Below are 18628 nucleotides of genomic sequence, written 5' to 3'. Positions count from 1 at the left end.
CTCATGACCGCGACCGCAGCCGATACCGGCTTCATCCATGTCTTCGAGCCGGGCAGCGACGCCGCCCGCAAGCCGCTCCTGCTGCTGCACGGCACCGGCGGCGACGAGCGCGACCTGCTTTCCCTGGGGCGCACCGTCGCGCCGGGGGCGAGCCTGCTCTCGCCGCGCGGCAAGGTGCTGGAAGGCGCCGCGCCGCGCTTCTTCCGCCGCCTGGCGGAAGGCGTGTTCGATGAGGCGGATCTGATCCGCCGCACCCATGAACTCGCCGACTTCATCGAGGAGGCCCGCTCCCGTTACGGCTTGCCGGCGCCGATCGCGCTTGGCTTCTCGAACGGCGCCAACATCGCGGCGAGCCTGCTGCTGCTGCGGCCGGAGGCGTTGGCCGGCGCGGCGCTGCTGCGCGCCATGCCGCCGTTCAGGCAGCCGCTGCGTGTCGACCTGGCGGGCAAGCCCGTGCTCCTGCTCTCGGGTCTGCTCGACCCGATCGTCCCTGCCGCCGGCGCCGAGGCGCTGGCGCAGACGCTCGCGGCCGACGGTGCCACCGTGGAGCATCGCAGCTTGCCGGCGAGCCATGGACTCACCCAGGCGGATATCGGGCTGCTGAAAGACTGGCTGGCGCGGGTTTGATCTGGAGGCGGCGCTCCTCGCCCGAGTTTTAGGATTGCTGCTTGTGGAGGAGCCAGTCGGCGTAACGTTGTGCGAAATTACCGGAAACGCGGTCGATCGGATCAGGCATGAAGGCTTGGTCGAGCAACGCGCCACCGATTCCCTGACCGGCGAGCGCGTTGACCGTGAGATCCGGCACGGCAAGGAGGATCTTTCCGCTCTTGCCGTCGATCAGATCGACATGGGCCGTAATGCGATGATCGCCGCCAACCAGCACCCGCTGAATGGCTGAGCTGATCATCAGGTTTTTGATCGTTACCCGGAGCGTGACCGGTCGCGACCCGGAGAGCTCGGGCTTCAGCGTCCTCTCCAATGCGGTTGCGATCTTCCGTGCCGCAGCTTCCCGCACATAGGCACGGCCTTCCTCGGTCTTGCCGAGTTCGTCCGACTGGATTGCCGGCAATCCCTTGGAGGCCGCATAGGCGCGTTCTGCGTCACCCCACCAGATGGCGGCGCTCTGGTCGTAGCCCACCTGCACCGACTTCAACCCGAAGGATGCGATCTCGTCCGCTGGAATTGTATTGGAAACGCTGATGCAGCCGCCGAGCGACAGGACGATCAGTGCAAGCGAAAGGAGGCGAATCATCGGAGGTCTCTAAGCTGTGGAGAGCGCAGCTAGAGGTTGCAATCGGCCTGCGGGCAACATCGACTATGGCAGCATTGTGGCGAGGTCCGTGCGAACATCGACGTGGATGTTGTCATCAGGGCTCCAAAGCGGATTGCATCCGGTTCGGCCCCCCACTATAAGCCGGTCCGTCGGAGCGTAGCGCAGCCCGGTTAGCGCACTTGTCTGGGGGACAAGGGGTCGGAGGTTCGAATCCTCTCGCTCCGACCATTCAAATTCCTGAAGACACCATGTGAGCCTTGCCCCGAAGGGCTCACCGCGGCTTCAGGGCTGTCGCAGCGATCGCGGCTGCGAAACATTTACCCTCGCCCGATACGATGATTGCGAGGAGATCCACCCGGCGTCACTGTGCGCAGGGGAGATGGATCAGGTGTCGGAGTTCGGAAAGCCATGTCTCTCGCGCCTGCGGCCGCGCCGCGTGCATCCGTGAACGCGTCCTCTGCCGCCGATGAGCAGACGGGCCGGTCGCTTGCCCGGCTGTTCGGGGAGATCCGCCCGGACTGGCACTCCGCCTGGGCCTGGGACAACTACGAATCAACCATCCTCACGCTCGCGCGCACTTATGGGCTGCGCAGCGTCTGTGAGATCGGCGGCGGGCGCGATCCGCTGTTCACCGCCGGGCAGGCGACCGAGCGTGGGATCGACCTGATCGTCAACGACATCGACGCCGGCGAACTGGCATTGACCCCCGCCGGCCTGAAGACGGCCCGTTTCGACATTGCCGGCGACCTCTCCGAGCCGGATGTCGCGCCCGGCGGCTACGACATGATGATCTCGCGCATGGTCTTCGAGCATATCGACGGCGTCGAGCAGGCCTGGCGCAACGTCCATGCGCTGCTGGCGCCCGGCGGCGTGGCGCTTGCCTTCTTCCCGACACTGTGGGCCCCGGTCTTCGCGCTGAACCATGTGCTGCCGGAGAAAGCCTCGCGCGCGATCGTCCATGCGCTGTTCCCGGCGCGCCGCGACGGCGGCAGCGATCCGAAATTCCCGGCGCTCTACGACTGGTGCCGCGGCAATCCGCGGATATTGACGCCGATGCTGAATCGGGCCGGCTTCCGCGACATCCATATCCAGCCCTTCTGGGGGCATGGCTATTTCGACCGGATGCCGGGGCTGAAGCAGCTCGACCATGGCTTCAACGCGCTGGCGGCGAAGACCGGCTGGAGCCTCGTGACCACCTACGCCTATGTCGTGGTCCGCAAGGAGCGCGGCTGAGGCGCTCCCGCGGCGTTCGGATCGGGCAGGGCGCTGAGGCCCCAGACCAGCCCGAGCATGAGATAGAGATGCCGCCAGTGGTCGGTGTCGATCTGCAGCCCTTGCAGGATGAGCACGAACAGCACCGACCACAGCACGATCGCATGGTTCTGCCAGGCCGCGCGCCGGAAGACGAGCCGCCAGCCGACATAGATCGTCGCCGCCATCAGTGCGAGCCAGGCGATGCCGCCGAGCCAGCCATAGGAGGCGAAGGCGTTGATGTAGACGTTGTGCGGGTCGTTCTGGTTGAACAGCCAGCGGAAGCGCAGCGGCCCGAAGCCGTTCGGGGCCTCGAGCAGCATCGGGATCGAGCGGATCTGGTTGCCGAAGCGGCCGGTGACGCCCTGGTCGTAATCCTGGTCGAGGCTCGCGCGGACCTCGAAGACGGCGCGGATATTCTCGAAGGACAGCGCGACCAGAAGCGCCAGGATCATGGCGACAAGCGCCGCCAGCGACATCGCGACGATACGGCCGCGGGCCTTGCCGTCGGGCGCGATCAGGAAGTTCAGCGCGGTCATCATCAGCGCGGAGGCGACGAGCACGCCCCAGGCGCCGCGCGAGAAGGTCAGGAACAGCCCGGCCAGCGGCACGCTGAGTGCGAAGAGCCCGCGCAGGATGCCGGTTTGTCCGGTCAGGACGCGCTGGAGCACGTAGACGATCGCCGGGGTGAGGAACGGCCCGAGCACGTTCGGGTCCTTGAAGGTGCCGGAGGCACGCCCGTAGAGGGCGAAGACTTCACCCAGCCCTGCGATGTCGAAATAGCCGAGAATCGCTGCCAGCCCCGCGCACCAGGCGGCGAGCAGATAGCCCTTCCGCAGCGCCTCGAGCCGCGGCAGCGTGTCCTGCGCCATCGCGGCGGCGAGCACGATCGCGGTGATCATCAGATAGGCCGAGACGGCCGTGAAGCGCACCGAGGCCTGGTCGTCCATCCAGGGGATCAGCGAGAAGGCGCCGCCGATATTGTAGAGCAGCAGCAGCACGGCCAGCGGCAGCAGCTTCTGCGAGAAGCGGATGCCGGTGAGCGCGAGCACGAAGAGCACGAGCAGGAACACCAGCTCATAGGGCGAGGGCTCGATCAGCACGAGGCCGCCCGAAGCCGCCAGCAGCCAGAGCGCGCCGCGCTGGATCGCGGCGAAGGAGATCGCCGGGCGCCGGCCCTGAGCCTGCGAATGCTGCACGGTGGCGCTCAATAGGCGTTCTCGTTCTTGGTGAGCAGCGAGAACGGCGTCTTCGCCAGGATGTAGAGATCGAGCAGCACCGACCAGTTCTCGATGTAGTAGAGATCGTGCTCGACGCGCCGCTGGATCTTGTCCTCGGTGTCGGTCTCGCCGCGCCAGCCATGGATCTGCGCCCAGCCGGTGATGCCGGGCTTGACCTTGTGGCGGGCGAAATAGCCGTCGACCACCTGCTCATAGGCGCGGTTCAGCGTCTTGGCATGGATCGCGTGCGGCCGGGGGCCGACGAGCGAAAGATCGCCCTTGAACACCACATTGATCAATTGCGGCAGTTCGTCGATCGAAGTCTTGCGGATGAAGCGGCCGACGCGCGTGACGCGTGGATCGTCCTTGGTGACCTGCTTTGCCGCCGCGTGGTCGGTCATCTCGTGACGCAGCGAGCGGAACTTCAGCACCTCGACGATCTCGTTGTTGAAGCCGTAGCGCTTCTGGCGGAAGAACACCGGTCCCTTCGAGTCGAGCTTGATCGCGATGGCGGTCGCCAGCATCACCGGAGAGAGCGCGATCAGCGCCAGCGTGCCGACGAACTTGTCGAACAGCCATTTGACCACGATGTCCCAGTCCGCGATCGGCCGGTCGAATACGTCGAGCACCGGCACCGCGCCGAGATAGGAATAGGAGCGGGGCCGGAAGCGCAGCTTCGACATATGGGCCGAGAGCCGGATGTCGATCGGCAGGATCCAGAGCTTGCGCAGCATCGTCAGGAGCCGCGCCTCGGCCGAGATCGGCAGGGTGAAGATCACCAGGTCGAGCCGGGTGCGCCGCGCGAACTCGACGAGATCGTCGATGGTGCCGAGCTTCGGATAGCCGGCGACGAGATCGGGCGAACGCGCATCGTTGCGGTCGTCGAAGACGCCGCAGATGCGCAGCCCCGTATCCTTCTGCGCCTCGAGAGCCTTGATCAGCTCCGCCCCGGCCTCGCCGCCGCCGACGATGGCCGTGCGCCGTTCGAGGCGCCCGGAGCGCGTCAGCCGGCGAACCGCCGCGGTGACGGCGAAACGCTCGGCGATGAGCGCGCCGCCGCCGGCGAGGTAGAAGCCGATCAGCCAGCCACGCGAGACCTGGCTGCCGACCTTGAGGAAGAAGAATGCGGCCAGCGCGATCAGGAACAGCATCGTCCAGCCGCCGATGAGCCGCACCACCATGCCGGCGAAATGGCGCAGCGCGCCGACCGGATAGAGCCGCAGGGCCTGGAAGGTGGCGAGCGCACCGACGGCGACCACCGGGATCGTGATCTGATAGGCGAGGGGGTCGTCCACCTTGCCGGCCGCATAGAGCCAGTAGATCAGTCCGCCGGCCGCGAGCACGACCAGCACGTCGAGCAGGCGCACCAGCCCTTCGATCATCACCGGCGAGAGCGTGGGCTTGACCGGCAGCGCCGCGATACGCTCCGCGAGTGGGTGGAAGCGGCGCGTCTGCCCGTCCTCGGTTTTGCCCATGGATGCCGGAGCGGCCGATCCGGCCGCATCCGCCTTCATCATATCGCGGACATCGAAAGTCCCCATGACGTCCATTCCTCGTCCCGATCGCGGCGTCTCGCGCCGCGACCCGGGCTGTGGTCCAGAGCCGGATGATTTCAGGCGGGGTCGTCCCATGATCCCGTCGGAAATCCGAAGCCGGCCCCGCCAGAGAGCTGGAGCCGGGTCTTCGCGAAAAACCGGTTTCGATTTTTTCGCATCCTGCTCTAGCCGAAATTGCTCTCGGAACGCTTAACCGGACTATTCGCTGTTTCGGCGGATTTGCAACGTTTTCCCATGCGATTCGTGGGCCGCGCGGGCACGCCGCCCCGCCTGTTTTCCGCCTCTGTGAAGAAACGGAAATAGCCCTGCCGCCTCAAGGGGTTGTCTGAAGTTTACCGCAATACTTTTTTCGTTCGATTTGGTGTGTCTTATTTAATCGGAAGTGTTTATCGGTTGACAGAAGGTCTTTGTGCGGGCATATCTATCGGCGATGAGTGTCTGAGAAGCACATATTTCGCGTGACGAGCCTGGCGCCTATGGCGTTGCTCCTTCCGCGGTGCAGTTTGCCGGAGCGGTGCTCCAGCAATTCAATTTCGTCGGAACTCTCGATTTAAATCTCTAACGATTGCTTGGCTGTCTTTGCGGCGCAAATGCGCCGTGTGGCGCGGCTTCGCCCGTGTGCAACATGTCTTTTCATTGGTTGATTCTGCTCGCGGCCATCGCCGTCGAGATCGTCGCGACGGCCGCGCTGAAGTCGGTCGTCTCCGCCCCCTGGCTCGTCGGCGTCCTGCCGCTGCTGTTGATCGGGTTGTCCTTCGCGCTGCTCAGCATCGCCTTGCGCGTCATTCCCATGGCCGTCGCCTATGCGGTCTGGGAGGGGCTCGGCATCGTCGGCATCGCGGCGATGGGGCATCTCCTCTTCGGCGAGCACCTGACGGCTGGCCGCTTCGCCGCGCTGGCGGCGATCCTGGTCGGCATCGTCCTGATCGAAGCCGGCATCGGCCATGGTGGCGAGGCAGAGGATAAGCGTCTGTCGAGCGAGGGGAGGCATGTGTGAATGTCTCCGTCGTTCAATTCATGCCCCTGCTCTGGCTTCTCTTCGCCGTTCTCCTGGAGCTGTCGGGCACCTATCTGCTTAAGCTCTCGGACGGGATGACCCGTCGCCTGCCGGGCGCTGGCGGAGTGCTGCTCGTCATGGGCGCCTTCGGCGCCCTTGCTCAGGCCATCAAGGGCATGGATCTCTCGGTCGCCTATGCAGTCTGGGGCGGGGCCGGCCTCGTCGCGACGGCGATCATCGGGGCGCTCGCCTTCGGCCAGCGGATCAACCGGGCCGGCTGGCTCGGCATCCTGCTCGTGGTCGGCGGCGTCGTGGCTCTCAAACTGACCTAGAGCATGATGCCGAAAAGTGGGAGCCGGTTTTCGGGCGACATCATGCTCTAACCCTTCGGCAAGAGACGGATTCAGACATCAGATGGAACCGCGAAGCGATTCCATCTGATGTCATCCGGCTCTGGCGGCCAAGGTGGCGACGCCACCGCGGCGTGCCCGAAGCGCATCGCGATAGGCGGCGATGACGCCGTCGACCATGTCATCCAGCTGGAAATGCTGGCGGACATGGGCGGCGAGATCGGCCGCCTCGGCGAGGCGCTCGCTTTCCGACCGCGCCAGCATGGCGCTTATGGCGTCGGCGAGGATCGCGGGGTCGTTCGCCTTGATCAGGCGGTGCCGGTGGCGAGGCCCGTAGATTTCATTGATGCCGCCGACATCGGTCGAGATCAGCGGCTGCGCTGCCGCGGCCGCCTCGAGGATGACATAGGGCAGCGATTCCGCGCGCGACGGGATGACCATCGCCCGCGCCCGCGCCAGCGCCTTGCGGATCGGCCCTGGCGGCTCGAAGACGCATTGATCGGCGATGCCGCGCGAAACCGTCATGCCCTTGAGCTCGGCCTCGTCCGGCCCCGAGCCGACGATGAGGATGCGCGGGACGAGCCCGTCACGCCGGCGCAGCAATGCGAGCGCGTCGATCAGCGTGTCGACGCCCTTGGCCGAGCGCAACTCGCCCAGATAGAGCAGGTCGAAACTCGCCGCGCTGTGGCTGATCGGCTCGAACTCGGCTTCGGAGATGCCGTTGAGCACGATGCGGTGCTCCGTCCTGGGCTGATGCCCGACATGGGCCTCGAAGCGTCCGGCGATGAAGCGGCTCTCGAACAGGAACATGTCGGTCGCGCGCTCGAGCAGGCGCTCCACCGTCATGTAGACCTTATGCTCGGTGCTGCCGGGCTTGTAGTTGAAGCTGCCGCCATGCGGCGTATAGGCGGTGGCATAGCGGCGGCCCGGCGAGAGCAGCGCCGGGACACGGCCATAGACCCCGCCCTTCGAGCCGTGACAGTGCACGATATCGGGGTCGAGGCGCCGGCGCAGGGCCATCTCCGCCAGTTGCGCCTTGACGTCCGTCCGGCTCGGATAGCGCGACATCGGCACGCGCGTGATCCCGAGCGACAGCGTCTGAGCGAGCTCGCTGAACACCTCGTCGGCGCGAGCCCCTCCTGTGGTGGCGTCGCAGAAGATGCCCACCTCATGGCCGCGCTCGGCCTGTCCGCGCGCCACGTCGAGCACATGCCGGAAGAGCCCGCCGAGCGGTGCGCGAAAGACATGGAGGATTCTGAGCGGCGCACCTTCGGCGGCGCTCATGGCGGGGCCGGGCGGGGGTGTCAGAACCAGCGTTCCTTGATGACGATCGTGTCGCCGGGCTGGACCGGGTAGGTGATCGGCACCGTCGCGGTGACGAGCTGGCCCTCGATCTGCCGGGTGACCTCCGCCGAATTGCGCTGCCCGCGCGGGGTGAAGCCGCCCGCGATGGCGACGGCGGTCTGCACCGTCATGCCGCTGACGAAGGGGAACTGGCCGGAATTCGTCACTTCGCCCAGCACGAAGAACGGGCGGTAGGTATCGACCTCGACCGAGACCTTGGGCTCGCGCAGATATCCGCCGCGCAGCTTCGCCTCGATCTCGCGCGCCAGTTGCTGGGTGGAGCGGCCCTGGGCCACGATCGTATTGACCAGGGGCATCGAGATCTTGCCCGAGCCGTCGACGGCATAGATGTTCGAGAGATTGTCCTGGCCGAAGACGATGATGCGCAGCTTGTCGCCGCTGGCGAGCTGATAGGGGCCCTCTGGCTGGGCGAGTGCGTAGTCCGTCGCCTGATACCGGGGCGCGCAGGCGCCCACCGTCATGGCGGCGGCCAGGGCGAGAGAGGCGAGGCGTCGACTCATCGATGGCTATCCGTGCGGAATTCGCGCAGAGCATTAGCCCCGACATGGTTAACAAAGGCTTCCTTCCGGTCTTCCCGCTGGTCTTCCGGGTGGCGCTGGAGGGCGTATTCCGCTGAGCCATTCAAGGTAGGTCGCCTTATTCTGGCCTCCCCGCCGGCCTTGTCTGAGGCTCGACCCGAACGATTCTCGCGAGGAGACCGGAAATGAAATCTGTGGTGCTCGCCGCGATCGCGATCCTGTCATCCGTCCCGGCCTTTGCCGAGGATCTCCCGCAGCGCAAGCCTGGCCTCTGGGAGACCAAATCGACCGGGGAGCAGGGAGAAGCGGTGGCCAAGCAGTGCGTCGGCCCCGGCACTGACCAATCCGCCATTGGCGGCATGACGGCGGGCGCCTGTTCCAAGATGCTGGTGACCAAGACGGCGACCGGCTACGCGGTGGAGACGGAGTGCTCCATGGGGCCGGTCAAGGCCTCTGGGAGCAGCGTTATCACCGGCGATTTCGAAACTTCGCTGCGAACCGAGGGGACGACGAAGATCTCCGGCATGCCCGGCCAGTCCGGTCCGGTGGAGCGCAGGCTGGTGGTCGAGGCCAAGCGTCTCGGCGATTGTGGTCCGGGGCAGAAGCCGGGCGACATCATCATGCCGGACGGCAAGGTCATCTCGATGCCTCAGGCGCCCAAGCCATAAGAGTTGCCGACAGGGCCCGGAGCACAATCCGGACGTCGACGTGAAGCCCGGCCGAGAGGTCGGGCTTTTGTGTCTGGAGGCGTGGAGGAGATGAAAATCGACGATTTCGGAGGTTGGAGGCTCCGGCATTTACCTGGCACTAACCTTACTGAGCCTTGAATGACGCGGCGTCCTTCCCGGGATGCGAGAGTTCTGCGTCACATGGGTGGATCATGACCGCTGAAGCTGGGACTGAAGCGCGAGGCAACGGCGAAGGCCGGGGCGACATGCTCGACCTCGCGGCACTCTGGGCGGCGATCAAGCGCCGGAGAGCCTGGGTCGTCGTGCCCACGCTGGCGGCGCTCGGCCTGTCCTTCCTCGCGGTGAACGTCGTGACGCCCCGCTATACCGGCGAGGTGCGCCTGCTGCTGGAAAGCCGCAGCGGTTTCTACGCATTGCCCGGCCAGTCGGCTCAGGACACCTCCGGCCAGTTCGACGCCGAGGCCGTGCAGAGCCAGGTGCAGATCATGATGTCGCGCGACCTGGCGCGGGAGGCGATCAAGCGCATCGGCCTCGTCGGCAATCCCGAATTCGATTCCGGTGCGGGCGCGCTCGGAGCCCTGCGCAAGGTCGCGGTGATGATGGGCCTCGGCGCCCACCCGGCCGACCGCTCTCCCGAAGAGCGCGTTCTCGAGAAGTATTACGACCGGCTCCTGGTCTATCCGGTGGCGCGCTCGCGCATCGTCGCGATCGAGTTCACCTCGCAGGACCGGGCGCTCGCCGCCAAGGCCGCCAACACCATCGCCGAGACCTATCTGGAGTTCCAGGAGGCGGCGAAGCAGGACAATGCCCGCAGCGCCTCAGCCTGGCTCTCGACCACCATCGAGCCGCTGCGCAAGCGCGTGGCCGAGGCCGACGCCAAGGTCGAGACGTTCCGCGCCCAGCACGGCCTCTTCGCCGGCCCCAACAACACCAGCATCAACGCGCAGCAACTCGCCGATCTCTCGACGCAGCTCTCCGCGGCGCGCAGCCAGCAGGCCGAGGCGCAGGCCAAGGCGGGGATGATCCGCGATGCGATCAAGCAGGGCCGCACCTTCGAGATTCCGGAGGTGGCCAACAACGAACTCGTCCGCCGGCTGATCGAGCAGCGCGTCAATCTCCGCGCCCAGATCGCGGCGGAATCGCGCAGCCTCCTGCCCGGTCATCCCCGTATCAAGGAGCTGAACGCCCAACTCGCCGATCTCGAAGGCCAGTTGCGCGGCGCTGCCGAGCGCGCCGTCCGCACGCTGGAGAACGAGGCCAAGATCACCGGCCAGCGCGTCGAAAGCTTCCAGGCCGCGCTCGACGGCCAGAAGAAGAACGTCGCCACCTCCAACGACAGCGAGGTGCAGTTGCGCGCGCTCGAACTCGATGCCCGCACCCTGCGCGAGCAGCTCGAGCAGTATATGCAGCGCTATCGGGAGGCCGTGGCGCGCGACACGCTGAATGCCACCCCGGCCGATGCGCGCATCATCTCGCGCGCCGTCGAGCCGATCGATCCGTCCTTCCCGAAGAAGCTGCCGATCGTCCTCGTCTCGACGCTTGCGACCTTCCTGATCGCGCTGGCGACCATCGTGACGCGGGAGCTCCTGAACGGGCAGGCCCGCCCGCTGCCGCAGCCGCGCGGCCCGCGCTGGGTCTCGGTCGCTGATGAGGAGGCCGCGGCGAAGTCGGAGAATCCGACGCCCGAGACACCGCGTCGCGATTCGGTCGCGGGCCTGCTGACCCATGCCGGCCGCCTCGGCCATATCAGGCTCGACCTCGACCGCCCGGAGGAAACGCTGGCCGCGATGGCGGAACGCACCGAGGAGCCACAGCGCGGCCTGGCGCCGGTCATGCTGGTGCTGGACGCTGGTGCCGAGGGCGCCGCCAGGCCGCATGATCTCGCCGAATTGCTGGCGCAGCGCTGCCGCTGCATCCTTGTCGATCTCACCAGCGACCACGACCATGGCGAACCGGGTTTCTCGGAGCTGCTGGCCGGGGAGGCGCTGTTTTCCGACATCATCATGCGGGCGACGGGCTCGCGCCTGCACAGCATCGGCCCGGGCCGGGCGGGACGCGAGGCGGTCTTCGCCGCCGCCGATCTGGTCGATGTCGCGCTCGACGCGCTCTGCGAGACCTATGACTGGGTCCTGGTCGCCGCCGCTTCCAACGATGAGGCTTCGATGCTGGAGCCGGTCGCGCGCCGGGCGCAGGGTGGCCTCGTGATGAGCGGAAAGGCCAGCAACGGCCACGCGCTCGAAGTGGCCTATCGCCTCAGCGAATTGACCAAGGCGCCGGTTTCGCTCGTGCTCGATGCCGAGCACGAAGTTCCGATGGCGCGCATGCGGCAGGACGAGGAAGAGCCGGTCGAGGCTTAGAATCTATCCTTCATCAGGCTCGGTCGAGCCGGATGAAAGATATCTGTCGCTAATTGCCGGTGGCCAGCGCGATGCCGGCAATATCGGCCAGCGTGGTTGCCGCGTATTTCTTCAGAAGCACTGTCTCGGCGGCCGCATGGGCTGCCTCCAGCACGGAGTTCGAGGCGCGCTCGACCGGGCAGGACGGATGGTCGCGGGAGACCGGGGCGGCGAGCACGGGGCCCTCGTTGAGCGCTCGCTGCACGGCAAGCACGGTGATTTCGTCGAGCGTCCTGATCAGTTTCCAGCCGCCGCCGCGGCCGCCTTCGCTCTCAACGATGCCGGCGTCGCGCAGCGCCCCCAGCGTGCGGCGGACAACGACGGGATTGGTGTTGAGCATCTGCGCAATCCGCTCCGAGGTCTCCTTGCCGCCGAGCAAACCCATATGCACCAGCACGTGCAGCATCCGCGCCAGACGGCCGTCGGTCTTCATCGCAAGTCTTTCCGCAACTATTGATGTTACGCGATATTGACATCGCGGCTTTTGCGTAACAGGAATTGTTACGCACTGAAAGGAGCAAGCCTGCTGCGACGCCGGTTTCTGACCGCCTCGACGGCCTTGCTCGTCTCGACACCCATTCTTCACGGCTCCGGCCGGGAGCCCAACATGCAAGAAAAGACCATCGCAACCCGCACGCTCGAGATGAGCATCCTCGATGCCGGCAGCGGCCCGCCGGTGCTGATGTGTCATGGCTTTCCCGAGACCAAGCATGCGTGGCGCCACCAGATCGGTGCCCTTGCGGCCGCCGGTTACCGCGCCGTCGCTCCGGATATGCGCGGATACGGCGGCACTGCAGCGCCCGAGGGGGCGGATCACTACACCGTCGTCCATGCTGTCGGCGATCTCGTGGCGCTTCTCGATGCGATCGGTGAGAAGCAGGCGGTCATCGTCGGTCACGACTGGGGCGCTACGATCGCCTGGCAGGCGGCCCTGATGCGCCCGGACCGATTCCGCGCAGTGGTGGCGCTGAGCGTGCCGATGATGGGCCTGCCGCCGGTACCGCCGTCAAAGCTCTTTCCGCAGAATGGCGAAGCGCTGTTCTACACGCTTTATTTCCAGGATCCGCAGGGCGCAGAGAAAGAGTTCAGCCGCGATATCGGCCAGACGCTGCGCAAGCTGATCCATGCTGCCAGCGGCGAAGCCGGACCGCGCCGGCCCGGCGACGGCACGCCCAACCCCTTCGGCATGGTGAGCCACAACCGCGGCCTGCTGGCCGATCTGCCCGATCCCGAAGCGCTTCCCGCCTGGCTGCCGCCCGCAGATTTCAACCGTCTCGCCCAGGCCTTCACCGCGACCGGCTTCGGCCCGGCCCTGAATTACTATCGCAATCTCGACCGCAACTACGAGCTCCAGCAGGCCAATGCCGGCCAGACCGTCACCGTCCCCGCCCTGTTTGCCATCGGCGAGCGCGACACCGGCCTCGCCATTCCCGGCATGCCCGAGATCATTGCCGCCATGCCGCATCTGGTCCCCGGCCTGCGTGGCTCCCACACCATCCCCGGCGCCGGCCATTGGCTGCAGCAGGAAAGGCCGGAAGCGGTGACGGAACTGGTGCTTGGGTTTTTGAGGGAGGTTGCCGGGTGATCCAGTACGGATCGACGTTCATGAGAGCCGGAGCATCGGGGCTATAAGATAGACGAAGCCTTTGAAGTGAAGGGTTCTTCGGTCAAAGTGCGCAGCAAAGCGACGGAGGTGCTTCATTCGATTGAAGCGAATCCTGGATGTCGATCGGCCCTAATCCGCCACGGCTCCCGCCTTCGGTCGGCGCAGCCAGCCGGAGGCGCGTTGCGCCAGCTTGAGCGCGACGGGCGAATTCTTGATGCGCCGCTTCAGCTCCCGCTTCGCCTGCGCGACCGGTACGAACAGGCGCCCCTTCAGTGTCAGCGGCAGGAAGCTGTCGACGAGATCGTCATGGTCGTCGCAGAAGGTCGTCTTGTAGCGCGCCTCGCCGATGCCGAGGTCGAAGGCTGCGTATCCCTGGTCGCATTTCAGCCGGATCAGATCGGCCAGCAGGAGCTCACCGGGGCTGGTCTTGATGGTCTCGCTCGCCATGTCGAAGGAGGTTGCCATGCCGGAGAAGCGGCCTCCCTGAACCGCGCCGACATAGGTCGCGACGGAACGGCCGTTCAGATCGAGTGAGTAAAGCTCGATGGTCGGCGTCGCGTCGCCGTCGCCCGCCGCCGCCCGCGCCAGAAAAGCGTGCATCGCCGGTTCCGCGAAGGGGTCGGGCACGCCCATGCTGCGGAAACGCTCTGCCTTCTGCTGCAGGAAGGCGTCGATCACCCGCTCGATCTCGGCCGGCGTCCGGGCCAGCGTCATTGAGCTGGGCCCGAAATCGGCGAAGCGGCTGCGCTTGTTCTTGAGCTTCTTGCGGGCGTGGCTGCTCATCGAGCGCCTCAGCGTGGCCTCGCCGTCGCCGGCGATCAGGGCGAGCTTGTAGGCTCGGCTCGGGCTCGGCGCGGCCGCGAGCAGCGCAGCCGGGTTGGCGATGTCTTGCCACCGTGGCGGCTGGTTCACGAAGATCAGCGCATCGAGCCCGCCGATGGCCCGAGCGACCTCGACAAGCATGAGCCTTGCCGTTCCGCTATCCAGCCCGGCGGCGAAAGCCGGGTCATAGAGGCCCATATGGTAGTTGGCGTGCTTGCCGCCGATGAACTCGGCGAAGCGGATGCCGCTGCGCCGGGTCAGGACGAGGGGCAGCAGCGCGCACAGCGCCCCCGTCGCGTCTCGCAGCAGGGCGAAGCGGCAGTCCATGCCATGCGCCGCGCCGACCGTTTCGACGAAGGGCCGGACCCAGCCATAAGCCTGATAGGGCGTGACCAGCGCCCGCGCCTCGAAGGCGCGCCATTCGGCCGCGATCCCGGCGAGATCGGTCGCGATCGTGATCGATGCCCAGGGGCGGGCTTCCGGGGAATGGACAGGAACCGACACGCTCCGTGCCTCGCGAGCAGGACAGGACGATGCCTCCTTAACCCGGCATTGTGAACGGATCGGTCAAGATCGGTTTCTTCGCGGCGCGATCGCGCGATAGCGTTAGCGGGCGGTTGCATGGACAGGCGATGAACGGGCGTCACAGGGCCATCGCGGCCGCATTCAGGATGATGGTGGCGGTCGGCGCCGACCGCTGGGGCAGGGGCTTTGCTCAGGGCAGGGGCGTGATCCTGACGCTCCACCATGTCCGCCCGGCTGTGCCGCACGGCTTTACGCCCAACGCATTGCTGGAGATCACGCCCGAATTCCTCGACGCCACGCTCGGCCTGGTTCGCGCCGAGGGCTACGAGCTCGTCTCGCTCGACGAGGCCGTCGCCCGGCTCCAGAGCCCGAAGCAGGGCCGCTTCTTCGTGGCGCTGACCTTCGACGACGGCTATCGCGACAATGTCGAGCATGCCTGGCCGGTGCTCGCCAGGCACGGCGCGCCCTGGACGCTCTTCGTCACGCCGGGCTTCGCCGACCGCACAGCGCGGCTCTGGTGGCTGGAGCTGGAGGAGGCGATCCGCGCCCTGCCGCGCCTCGATCTCGCGCTGCCGGAGGGGCGCTTCACCGCCCGCACGGAAACCGATGCGGAAAAGAACCGGGCCTTCGCCAAGCTCTACTGGCGTCTGCGCAAGGGGCCGGAAGCGATTCTGCTGTCAGCGATTTCCGATCTGGCCGGGCAGGCCGGCATCGATGCCGCCGCGCTACTCGAGCGCGAATGCCTGCCCTGGGAAACGCTGCGGGCGCTCTCGGGCGCGCCGGGCGTCACGATCGGCGCCCATACGCTGACGCATCCGATGCTGGCGAAGCACGATGCGGAGACGGCGCACCGCGAGATCGTTGCGAGCAAGGCACGGCTCGAAGCGGAGTTCGGCCTGCCCATCCGCCATTTCGCCTATCCCGTGGGTGATCCCGGTTCGGCCGGGCTACGGGAGTTCGGCTTGGCGAAAGAGGCCGGTTTTGCCAGCGCCGTCACGACGCGACCCGGCCATCTCTTCCCGGAACATGTGAACCATCTCCACGCCCTGCCGCGCGTCTCGCTCAACGGGCTGCACCAGAACGAGGCGGCGCTGCGGGCGCTGCTCTCGGGATTGCCGTTCTGGCTGCGGAACCGGGGGCGGCGGCTCGCTATCGGGTAACAGCCTGGTCGCGCTCAAACCTCGTCCCGCCGCTCCATCCATTTGATCAGCGGCAGCAGCGGCAGCACCCAGGCGAGGCCGAGCGCGATATAGGCGAATGTCTGCACCAGCTTCGGCGCCTCGGTGATCCGCCCCTGCGCCAGCGCCATCGCGACGAGCGCGTAGACGCAGACGAAGACCAGGATCACCACGGTTCCGACCAGCTTGCGCGTGCGTTGTCTCATCGGGCTCTCTGTCGCCGGGGTTCGGCGTTTCGGGTTGGCCGCTCCTGCGGCAATGCGGGCATTGTCGCCTTTTCGCGACGGGTCTAAAGCATGTTCCGCAAAAGTGGGCACCCCTTTTGCGACCAGAATTTGCTTCGCTCGCGCTATGTCACCGCCGACCGTGCTTGTGAAGCGCTCCATCCTCGATCCCGCACCCTAAGGCCGTTCCGTGACCCTCGCCGTGAAACAGACCGCCATGTCGGCCCTGGCTGCGAACCATGCCGGCATCCGCCGCTGGCTCTGGGTGGTGGCGGGGCTCGTCTTCCTGATGGTCGTCGTCGGTGGCGCGACCCGGCTGACCGGTTCCGGCCTCTCGATCACCGAATGGAAGCCGATCACCGGTGCGCTGCCGCCGCTTTCCACGCAGGCCTGGGCCGAGGAGTTCGCCAAATACCAGGCGAGCCCGCAATACCAGATCCTCAACAACGGCATGAGCCTCGGCGAATTCCAGTTCATCTACTGGTGGGAATGGGGCCATCGCCAGCTCGGCCGCTTCATCGGGCTCGTCTTCCTCGCCGGCTTCCTCGTCGTGGCGCTGCGCCGCCTCCTGCCGGGGCGTCAGATCGCAATCCTGTTCGGCATGGGGCTGCTGCTCGGCCTGCAGGGCGCGATCGGCTGGATCATGGTGGCCTCGGGGCTCCAGCCCGGCATGGTCGCCGTCGCGCCGGTAAAGCTGACGCTGCACCTGACCTTCGCCGGCCTGTTCTTCGCCTCGGTCGTCGCCTTCGCCACCTGGCTGACGCCGCTGCGCCGGCCCGAGACGGCCGGAAGCGCCGCCATGGCCTGGCTCCTGCTGCTGCTGACCTTCGTCCAGATTGCGCTCGGCGGGCTGGTGGCGGGCTCGAAAGCCGGCTTCACCTTCAATACCTGGCCGTTGATGGATGGGGCGGTGGTGCCGCCGGGCTCGCTGCTCTTCGCGCAGCAGCCCTTCTGGGAAAACTTCGTCGACAATGTCGCGCTGGTGCAGTTCAACCACCGCCTGGGCGCCTATGTGCTGTTCGCCTTCGCGCTCTGGCAGCTCTGGTGGTTGAAGCGGAAGGCGCCGCAATCGAGCGCGGCCAAGCGGGCGACGGCGATTGCCGGCATGGTCACGGCCCAGGCCGCGCTCGGCGTCGCGACATTGCTTTTGGTCGTGCCGCTCTGGGCCGGGCTCGCCCATCAGGCGCTCGCCTTCGCCGTGCTCGCGATGGCGGTGGTGCATGTCACGCGCACAGGGCAGGCCTCGCGGGCATGAGGCACGTTATGCTCGGGCCTGACCCTAGCATCGCTCAAACAAAAAGGGCGCCGTTTCCAGCGCCCTTTTCGTCAGAATGACGGCTTTGCTCAGATCAGAGCCTGATCCAGATCCGCGATCAGGTCTTCGACATCCTCGAGGCCGATCGAGAGCCGCACCACCTGCGGGCCGGCGCCCGAGGCGACCTTCTGCTCGTCCGTCAACTGGCGATGGGTGGTCGAGGCCGGGTGGATCACCAGCGAGCGCGTGTCGCCGATATTGGCGAGATGCGAGAACAGCTTGAGGTTCGAGACCAGCTTCACGCCGGCGTCGTAGCCGCCCTTGAGCCCGAAGGTGAAGACCGCGCCCGCGCCCTTCGGCACATAGCGCTTGGCGAGCTCGTGATACTTGTCGCCGGGCAGGCCGGGATAGCTCACCCATTCGACGGCCGGGTGCTTGGCGAGATGCTCTGCGACCTTCTGCGTGCTCTCGCAATGCCTCTGCATGCGCAAGGGCAAGGTCTCGATGCCGGTCAGTAGCATGAAGGCGTTGAAGGGCGAGAGCGCGGGGCCGAGGTCGCGCAGGCCGAGCACGCGCGTCGCGATGGCGAAGGCGAAATTGCCGAAGGTCTCGCCCAGCACCATGCCGTTATATTCCGGCCGGGGCTTGGAGAGCATCGGATAGCGGTCGTCGCCGACCCAGTTGAACGAGCCGCCATCGACGATCAGCCCGCCGATCGAGTTGCCATGGCCGCCGAGGAACTTGGTCGCCGAATGCACGACGATGTCGGCACCATGCTCGAAGGGCCGCAGCAGATAGGGCGTCGCCATGGTGTTGTCGACGATGAGCGGGATGTTGTGCTTCTTCGCGATGGCGCTGATCGCGGCGATGTCGACGACGACGCCACCCGGATTGGCGATGGATTCGATGAAGATCGCCTTGGTCTTCGGCGTCACCGCCTTGGCGAAGCTGTCGATATCGTCGGAATCGGCCCAGATTACGTTCCAGCCGAAGCTCTTATAGGAGTGGTTGAACTGGTTGATCGAGCCGCCATAGAGCTTCCGGGCCGCGACGAACTCGTCACCCGGCTGCAGCAGGGCATGGAAGCTCAGGAACTCGGCCGCGTGGCCGGAGGCGACGGCAAGCGCGGCGGTGCCGCCTTCCAGCGCCGCGACGCGCTCTTCCAGCACGGCGTTCGTCGGGTTGCCGATGCGGGTGTAGATGTTGCCGAAGGCCTGCAGACCGAACAGCGAGGCGGCATGGTCGACATCGTCGAAGACGAAGGAGGTCGTCTGGTAGATCGGGGTCGCGCGCGCGCCCGTCGCTGCATCGGGTGCCGCCCCGGCATGGATTGCGAGCGTATTGAAGCCGGGCATCCGGTCGGTCATGGCGTGCTCCCTGAAATCTTCTGAATGCAAGACAAT

18 protein-coding genes and 1 tRNA gene are annotated in these 18628 nt (G+C 66.4%); 10 read left to right on the top strand and 9 right to left on the bottom strand.

Features of this window, described 5'->3' with window-relative positions:
• The first annotated feature begins 3 nt into the window (after positions 1-3).
• Entirely contained in the window at positions 4-627 is a 624-nt protein-coding gene (locus GY40_RS25170; RefSeq protein ID WP_038368265.1) for an alpha/beta hydrolase, read from the top strand.
• A gap of 28 nt (positions 628-655) precedes the next feature.
• Here the strand turns inward: GY40_RS25170 and GY40_RS25165 are convergent, their stop codons facing one another.
• Positions 656-1252, bottom strand: a complete 597-nt coding sequence (locus GY40_RS25165; RefSeq protein WP_038368263.1) for a hypothetical protein — start codon at positions 1250-1252, stop codon at positions 656-658.
• 171 nt (positions 1253-1423) lie between these two features.
• Between GY40_RS25165 and GY40_RS25160 the strand changes: the two genes are divergently transcribed.
• Together GY40_RS25160 and GY40_RS25155 are read left to right on the top strand one after the other, a co-directional pair.
• Positions 1424-1501, top strand: a tRNA-Pro gene (locus tag GY40_RS25160).
• Between the two features lie 180 nt (positions 1502-1681).
• On the top strand, positions 1682-2506 hold the full coding sequence (locus tag GY40_RS25155; protein ID WP_051988503.1) for a class I SAM-dependent methyltransferase: 825 nt from the start codon (positions 1682-1684) through the stop codon (positions 2504-2506).
• Here GY40_RS25155 and GY40_RS25150 read toward each other — a convergent pair.
• Positions 2476-3735: an O-antigen ligase family protein gene (locus GY40_RS25150; protein ID WP_051988502.1), complete on the bottom strand. Its 1260-nt coding sequence runs from the start codon at positions 3733-3735 to the stop codon at positions 2476-2478. The genes GY40_RS25155 and GY40_RS25150 overlap by 31 nt on opposite strands.
• On the bottom strand, positions 3732-5285 hold the full coding sequence (locus GY40_RS25145; RefSeq protein ID WP_191123442.1) for an undecaprenyl-phosphate glucose phosphotransferase: 1554 nt from the start codon (positions 5283-5285) through the stop codon (positions 3732-3734). The genes GY40_RS25150 and GY40_RS25145 overlap by 4 nt, the downstream gene beginning before the upstream one ends.
• 640 nt (positions 5286-5925) lie before the next feature.
• On the opposite strand from GY40_RS25145, the gene GY40_RS25140 reads away from it, so the two are divergent.
• Together GY40_RS25140 and mdtI are read left to right on the top strand one after the other, a co-directional pair.
• Positions 5926-6297 carry a DMT family transporter gene (locus tag GY40_RS25140; RefSeq protein WP_051988501.1) on the top strand — a complete coding sequence of 124 codons (372 nt, stop codon included), beginning with the start codon at positions 5926-5928 and terminating at the stop codon, positions 6295-6297.
• On the top strand, positions 6294-6629 hold the full coding sequence (mdtI, locus tag GY40_RS25135; RefSeq protein WP_197062819.1) for a multidrug/spermidine efflux SMR transporter subunit MdtI: 336 nt from the start codon (positions 6294-6296) through the stop codon (positions 6627-6629). Before GY40_RS25140 ends, mdtI begins: the two co-directional genes overlap by 4 nt.
• A gap of 111 nt (positions 6630-6740) precedes the next feature.
• On the opposite strand, the gene GY40_RS25130 is transcribed toward mdtI, so the two are convergent.
• A complete protein-coding gene (locus GY40_RS25130) occupies positions 6741-7931 on the bottom strand; it encodes a glycosyltransferase (RefSeq protein WP_051988500.1) in 1191 nt (396 codons plus the stop codon).
• A 20-nt stretch (positions 7932-7951) separates the two neighbouring features.
• Entirely contained in the window at positions 7952-8512 is a 561-nt protein-coding gene (locus GY40_RS25125; RefSeq protein ID WP_038368262.1) for a polysaccharide biosynthesis/export family protein, read from the bottom strand.
• A 215-nt stretch (positions 8513-8727) separates the two neighbouring features.
• Here GY40_RS25125 and GY40_RS25120 point away from each other — a divergent pair, with 215 nt between their 5' ends.
• Positions 8728-9198, top strand: coding sequence for a DUF3617 domain-containing protein (locus GY40_RS25120; protein ID WP_248311277.1), 471 nt, complete (start codon positions 8728-8730; stop codon positions 9196-9198).
• Positions 9199-9410: 212 nt separating this feature from the next.
• Positions 9411-11576: a GumC family protein gene (locus tag GY40_RS25115; protein WP_081925649.1), complete on the top strand. Its 2166-nt coding sequence runs from the start codon at positions 9411-9413 to the stop codon at positions 11574-11576.
• Between the two features lie 49 nt (positions 11577-11625).
• On the opposite strand, the gene GY40_RS25110 is transcribed toward GY40_RS25115, so the two are convergent.
• Positions 11626-12048, bottom strand: a complete 423-nt coding sequence (locus GY40_RS25110) for an RrF2 family transcriptional regulator (RefSeq protein ID WP_038368257.1) — start codon at positions 12046-12048, stop codon at positions 11626-11628.
• A gap of 174 nt (positions 12049-12222) precedes the next feature.
• Between GY40_RS25110 and GY40_RS25105 the strand changes: the two genes are divergently transcribed.
• On the top strand, positions 12223-13200 hold the full coding sequence (locus GY40_RS25105) for an alpha/beta fold hydrolase (RefSeq protein ID WP_156116079.1): 978 nt from the start codon (positions 12223-12225) through the stop codon (positions 13198-13200).
• Between the two features lie 150 nt (positions 13201-13350).
• Here GY40_RS25105 and GY40_RS25100 read toward each other — a convergent pair whose 3' ends face one another.
• Positions 13351-14547 carry a GNAT family N-acetyltransferase gene (locus GY40_RS25100; protein ID WP_051988498.1) on the bottom strand — a complete coding sequence of 399 codons (1197 nt, stop codon included), beginning with the start codon at positions 14545-14547 and terminating at the stop codon, positions 13351-13353.
• 128 nt (positions 14548-14675) lie between these two features.
• Between GY40_RS25100 and GY40_RS25095 the strand changes: the two genes are divergently transcribed.
• Entirely contained in the window at positions 14676-15728 is a 1053-nt protein-coding gene (locus tag GY40_RS25095) for a polysaccharide deacetylase family protein (RefSeq protein ID WP_038368254.1), read from the top strand.
• A gap of 14 nt (positions 15729-15742) precedes the next feature.
• On the opposite strand, the gene GY40_RS25090 is transcribed toward GY40_RS25095, so the two are convergent.
• Positions 15743-15952 carry a DUF2842 domain-containing protein gene (locus tag GY40_RS25090; protein WP_038368252.1) on the bottom strand — a complete coding sequence of 70 codons (210 nt, stop codon included), beginning with the start codon at positions 15950-15952 and terminating at the stop codon, positions 15743-15745.
• A 235-nt stretch (positions 15953-16187) separates the two neighbouring features.
• Here GY40_RS25090 and GY40_RS25085 point away from each other — a divergent pair, with 235 nt between their 5' ends.
• Positions 16188-17225, top strand: a complete 1038-nt coding sequence (locus GY40_RS25085) for a COX15/CtaA family protein (protein WP_038368250.1) — start codon at positions 16188-16190, stop codon at positions 17223-17225.
• Positions 17226-17314: 89 nt separating this feature from the next.
• Here the strand turns inward: GY40_RS25085 and GY40_RS25080 are convergent, their stop codons facing one another.
• On the bottom strand, positions 17315-18592 hold the full coding sequence (locus GY40_RS25080) for an O-acetylhomoserine aminocarboxypropyltransferase (RefSeq protein ID WP_038368247.1): 1278 nt from the start codon (positions 18590-18592) through the stop codon (positions 17315-17317).
• Positions 18593-18628 lie beyond the last annotated feature (36 nt).

The sequence above is a fragment of the Allobosea sp. UNC402CLCol genome (genome assembly GCF_000745475.1).
Lineage (GTDB): Bacteria > Pseudomonadota > Alphaproteobacteria > Rhizobiales > Beijerinckiaceae > Allobosea > Allobosea spartocytisi.
This window is presented reverse-complemented; position numbering and strand designations above follow the sequence as displayed.